The organism is Bartonella sp. AP57NXGY (assembly GCF_042195805.1).
Taxonomy (GTDB): Bacteria; Pseudomonadota; Alphaproteobacteria; order Rhizobiales; family Rhizobiaceae; genus Bartonella.
Map to the genome: position 1 here is coordinate 8,306 of NZ_JBHIOZ010000039.1, position 5,637 is coordinate 13,942.

General features: G+C 38.9%; 5 protein-coding genes and 1 pseudogene. 1 reads left to right on the plus strand and 5 read right to left on the minus strand.

From position 1 onward, the window contains the following. Positions 1-186 precede the first annotated feature (186 nt). The 4 genes and pseudogenes from ACFIL8_RS05460 to ACFIL8_RS05475 all read right to left on the minus strand — a co-directional run. A pseudogene (locus tag ACFIL8_RS05460) lies at positions 187-485 on the minus strand (integrase); the annotation flags it as partial. Between the two features lie 451 nt (positions 486-936). Beyond that, on the minus strand, positions 937-1,596 hold the full coding sequence (locus tag ACFIL8_RS05465) for a methionine ABC transporter permease (RefSeq protein ID WP_375609233.1): 660 nt from the start codon (positions 1,594-1,596) through the stop codon (positions 937-939). Continuing rightward, entirely contained in the window at positions 1,589-2,623 is a 1,035-nt protein-coding gene (locus ACFIL8_RS05470) for a methionine ABC transporter ATP-binding protein (protein WP_375612288.1), read from the minus strand. Before ACFIL8_RS05470 ends, ACFIL8_RS05465 begins: the two co-directional genes overlap by 8 nt. 69 nt (positions 2,624-2,692) lie before the next feature. Beyond that, entirely contained in the window at positions 2,693-3,511 is an 819-nt protein-coding gene (locus ACFIL8_RS05475) for a MetQ/NlpA family ABC transporter substrate-binding protein (RefSeq protein WP_375613641.1), read from the minus strand. 504 nt (positions 3,512-4,015) lie between these two features. Here ACFIL8_RS05475 and ACFIL8_RS05480 point away from each other — a divergent pair. Continuing rightward, positions 4,016-4,654: an SH3 domain-containing protein gene (locus ACFIL8_RS05480; RefSeq protein WP_375613640.1), complete on the plus strand. Its 639-nt coding sequence runs from the start codon at positions 4,016-4,018 to the stop codon at positions 4,652-4,654. A 284-nt stretch (positions 4,655-4,938) separates the two neighbouring features. On the opposite strand, the gene ACFIL8_RS05485 is transcribed toward ACFIL8_RS05480, so the two are convergent. Further along, the coding region (locus ACFIL8_RS05485) for an aspartate-semialdehyde dehydrogenase (RefSeq protein ID WP_375689077.1) at positions 4,939-5,637 on the minus strand (699 nt) is incomplete at its 5' end.

Consider the following 5,637-nt stretch of genomic DNA (forward strand, 5'->3'; position numbering starts at 1 on the left):
CCTTCCAATATCTAGATTATTTGAGTGCTTTATTTTATAAAATTTTTATACAATTCTATTAGAAGTTTCTTCAATGATGATATTGAGAATAATCTATAGGATAATAGATATGGTGGAGCTATCATAGCGTTGATAGCCATAGCAGGTTGCTATCTTTCCTAGATCGTTTTGAAGAGGAGTTTCCTAATGAAGATAGTGCATTGCTTCACGCTTTTGTTTATAGCGTTCTTTAATGGGATCATACCCATCACGTAAAACAGAACGCTTCAAATGGAATATACTTGCGTTGCCAATTCACGGGCTTATTTTAAAGCAACATCTCTCAACGTTCGTCACGCCCATTTCGCAATGGCGCCTGTGAATAGTATAACGATAAAGCCATTGAGCACCCCTATCTTTATGCTTGTGAAGAAGAAAGCTGGCACCATCATATTATATGCTAGCCGCCAATGTTAAGACAGGTCTTGGCGCTTGAGATAATTCATAAGAGGCATGCCTTCCTTTCTTGTATGTTTTTACTCACACGGCTCTTCCTGCTTGTAACGTGCAAGCGAGAGGTTTTGGTTGATTCTATATGGAACAAATTGGGAATGAGAGGATCTTACGGTATTCAGAGTTCTCGTTCAATATGAATAACGCCATATTATCATTATAAATTCAATGTGTTATCTACGGTTTGGAGAGGTTGTGGTCAATGTCTTAATTTAAAGAGAGTCTCACATACTGTGAGATCTCTTATTTTATCCCCTTTTATATTCTTTTATATTAAAGCCATTAAAACTATTTTCTTTCATGTTACAAACGGATGGGGAGAGATAAAAACTGTTTAAGAAAAAAGTTTCTAATCTCTTATGAGTGTTTTCGATAGGCAAGGGTTGGTGCACTTGGAAAGTGGCAAAGGGGATGATGGTATTGGCATGTGAAATTCTAAGTCTTTTAATGTTTTGTTTTATCAAGTTTTTGTACGATTTTATCAGAAGTCCATTGGGTTGTAATATTAAGCACGATCAAAAGGATGATGACGATGGTCATGATGAAGGTATTGTAGCGTTGGTAGCCATAGCGGATTGCCATATCCCCTAAACCGCCTCCACCAAGATATCCAGCAAGTGAGGTGGCTCCTATAAGAGAAATGACCATGACTGTAAAACCTGTAATCAGGCTAGGGAGAGCTTCAGGAATAAGAACATGTCTGATAATTTGAAGACGACTTGCACCCATCGAGCGGATCGCTTCAATGAGACCGTTTTCAACGGTTTTAAAAGAGAGTTCCGCCATGCGTGCATAAAAAGGGATAGCTGAAATGGTCAGTATAAAAATTACAGCAGGCATTCCTATCCCTCTTCCTACAACGATACGCGTAACGGGAAGAAGATAAAATGCAAGAATGATAAAGGGAATGGCACGAATACTGTCAATGATCATGCTTAAAGGGCGATTGATGAGAGATGAGGAAAAAATCCCTCCGCGTGCTGTTGTGTGAAGAAGAAGACCAAGGGGAAGCCCTATAATAAATGCCATAACAGAAGCACTAAGTGTCATCAATATTGTATCAATAACAGCTTGGGGAAGTTCATGAGACAGAACATTAAACATAGCCTAAGACCTCACAATATCGTCCTTTTTTCGTTAACCATTGAACAGCTTTTTCTAAAGCTTCTTTATCTTCTCCAGGAAGAGCCAAGAAGAGTCTCCCGATGGTTTCATCTTGAACTGTATCAATGCCACCATGCAAAATACGTGCTTTTAAACCACTCTCATTTTCTAGAAGATGAAGAAAAGGCTGCTGGGCAATTTCACCGGCAATATTAATTTCAATGACAGCTTCTCGTCCGATTGGTTTGAGATTTTTCGCAAATTTTTCAGGAAGTTGCGGGGTTACAAGCTTGAGCATGGCTATGGTTGTATCGTCTTGCGGTGATGTAAAGATGTCTTTCACACGTCCTTCTTCTACAATGTTTCCCTGATTAAGAACAACAACGCGATGCGCTATGGTGCGCACAACTTCCATTTCATGGGTGATGAGCACAATCGTGAGATTGAGGTGTTTATTAATATCAGCAAGGAGCTCTAGAATAGATTGTGTTGTTTCAGGGTCAAGAGCAGAAGTGGCTTCATCTGATAACAATATTTTAGGATTAGCAGCGAGCGCACGAGCAATGCCAACGCGTTGTTTTTGTCCCCCAGACAATTGTGCCGGATAGCAATATTCTTTCCCAGATAACCCAACCAATTCAATCAGTTCAAGGGCACGTTTGTGGCGTTGTTTTTTACTTACACCACTTAATTTAAGTGGCAATGCAATGTTATCAAGAATATTCTGCGATGAGAGAAGATTGAAATGTTGAAAAATCATCCCAATTCGTTGACGGTAAGGCGCCCATTCTATCTCTGATAGATTAGAAATATCAACACCTTCAAAAAAAATGGACCCTGCATCAATCTTCTCTAACCCATTTAAACAGCGAATAAGTGTTGATTTTCCTGCTCCACTGCGCCCAATAATGCCAAGGATTTCACCAGCATGGATATTTAAAGAGAGATTATTAATCACCGGAACACCAGCCGTTTTGTTAAAACAACGGCTGATGTTTTTTAAGGAGATAAGAGTAGGTTTTTCCATTCACAATTACTCGGATATTTGGCACAATTACTCGGATATTTGGCACAGTTATTCAGATATTTGGCACAATTACCAAGATGTTTGGGCGGTATTGCCAAAAATCTCTTTGATTTTTGCACGGATAAGATCGTTGTTGTAAGCGGCAACTAATTTTTTAACCCATGGTTCATCTTTTTCGCTCGTGCGTACAACGATGATATTATCATAAGGATTATTTTTTGCGCTCTCCCATGCGACTACATCTTTTTCGAAGTTTAATCCGGAAACAATAGCCCAGTTTGTGTTTATAATTGCAAGGTCAAAATCGTCAATAGCTCGTCCTAACATACCGGCATCGAGCTCACGAATTTGCAGGTTTTTAGGATTTTCGATAATATCAAGTGGAGATGCAAGAATATTATGAGGATCTTTTAACTTAATGAGACCTAAAGAATTAAGAAGAAGTAAGGCTCTTCCACCATTAGATGGGTCGTTCGGAATACCAACATGTGCACCATCACGAAGATCTTTTAAGTCTTTTATTTTGTGTGAGTAAACACCGATTGGAGCAATAAATGTATAGCCGACAATTGAAAGTTTATAGCCACGTTGTTTCATTTGTTCATTAAGATAAGGGGCGTGCTGAAAAGCATTCGCATCGATCTCTCCTGCGTTAACAGCATCATTAGGCAAAGCGTAATCAGAAAAATAAACGAGTTCAATATCTAAACCGGCTTTTTTAGCCTGTTCAGCAGCTGTTTTCCAAATAATCGCATCCCGCCCTTCCATAATACCAAGTTTGATTTTTGTTTTGTCTGCGGCCATGGAAAAAGCAGTAGACAAAAAAAGTGCAAAGAGAGAGAGGAATAATCCTATAATCCGACTACGAGAAAAATTTTTTAATGTCATATGCTTTTAACTTTCTTTTTCGAGAAATTTTTTGAGGGAAGTTTCAATATACTCTGTATCTTTTTAGGCAGATTTAAAGTTATACAAGCTTTAGAGAATATTCAATCACTTTTATTTTTAAAAGAGTATTATTTTTCCTTCTATTTTAGTTGTTTTGGGGGCTGATCATCATTTGTTCATAGAAATTCTCTGAAATTCAAATAATTAATTCTTTTATTGCAATCATTTGTTGAGGGAACCAATGCCCCTTTAAAAACTTCTGTAAGGGACAATTGGTTGAAGAACTGGACAATCAGATGATGCTTTAGCCGTAAATTCATGAAGAACATACTGTGCAATCAAGATCAAAAGGCCGTGTTCGTGTAGGCGATAAAGAGAAATTTTGTTGCAATGTTGTGGGTTTTTGGGGGGAATAAAGGTTGCTGATCATTGGATTTAAACGCGGCAAATTTTTGCAACGGCGAATTTTTGCCCTTCATACGTTTTAAGAGAGGAAGAAAAATAATGTTAAGAAAGAAATTTTTATCAACAATGATGACTTTATGGGCTTTAGGAGCGTCAGGGGTGGCTGTGACTGCTTTTCACGCACAAGCTGGAACCATTACAGGAACAGTTGCTCGTGTTGCATCAGGTCAGGTATCTTTACGCACAGGCCCTGCGACAGCTTATAAAGTTATCGCAATGGTTCCAATGGGAGCAAAAGTGCAAATTTATGGCTGCCTATCCAATAAAACTTGGTGTTCTCTTGGTTATCATGGAAAAGTTGGTTGGGCATCTGCACGTTACGTCAATGTTAACGGTGTTCCTACCATTGCTTTTAAAAAGATGCCAGCAAAATCAAAATCCATGGTAAAATCGCCAAAAGAAAAAGTAAAACAGGCTGTTTCCGACTTTAAAGCTCTTCCGGCGATTCAAAAAACACGGAAAAATATGCAAAAACTATACAGAACAGATATGATTATCGATTCTACAGGTGTTAAAAAAAGGGATGAACGAACAATTTTAAATCCGTCGCAAAAAGCACAAGGCGTTTCTGTAAAGCACGTGAGTGCTTATAATCCCTCCTTTCCTGATAATGTCAATTACAAAAATTTTGAACGTAATGAAACGCGTTACCGTGTCGTGACCTATCCTGCTCGATAAGGGTAAAGTTAATTTTACAACCGGAATGACAAAAAGGATCAGCAGCATGAAGCAAACAATGCTTATGCTGCTGATCCTATTGTACCGTAAAATGTCATTAAGGCGGCAATGCTTAACTTAAGGTGGCGAGGCATTCAAGGATATTCCGAGTCAAATTTGACAATACCTTGGATTACAGTTCTTTAGGATGGTGATATGAACCTTCAGCTGGGGAAGGTTATACTGAAGAGAAGCCGGACTTTTGACAGACCGGCTAGGGGTTCTTTGTCCTTTCGGACAGGGCGTTAATTTGCGGACTTAGGCTTTATCAAATTACGAGAAATGAGCAATTCAGCAATTTGAACGGCATTCAATGCTGCTCCTTTTCTTAAATTATCGGCGACAACCCAGAAAGCTAAACCATTTTCAACGGTGATATCTTCACGAACACGGCTAATAAAGGTATCATCTTCTCCGGTACCTTCATAAGGTGTGGTATAACCACCATCTTCGTGTTTATCGATAAGCTGACAGCCTGGTGCATCGCGGAGGAGCGCTTGTGCTTCAGATGCGCTTAGTGGTTTTTCAAATTCAACATGGACGGCTTCAGCATGACCGATAAAGACAGGGACCCGAACAGCAGTGGCTGTTAATTTAATTTTCGGATCGAGAATTTTCTTCGTCTCAACCGTCATTTTCCATTCTTCTTTTGTATAACCATCTTCCATGAAAACATCGATATGAGGAATGACATTAAAGGCAATGCGTTTAGTGAATTTTTTTGATGTAATTGGGTCAGCAACAAAAACTGCGCGTGATTGTTCGAAAAGTTCGTCCATCCCTGCTTTACCAGCTCCAGAAACCGATTGATATGTAGAGACAACAACACGTTTAATGATTGCAGCATCATGGAGAGGTTTTAAAGCTAAGACCAGTTGAATTGTTGAACAATTAGGATTTGCTATAATATTACGCTTAGAAAAGGCATTTATAGCTTCGCCATT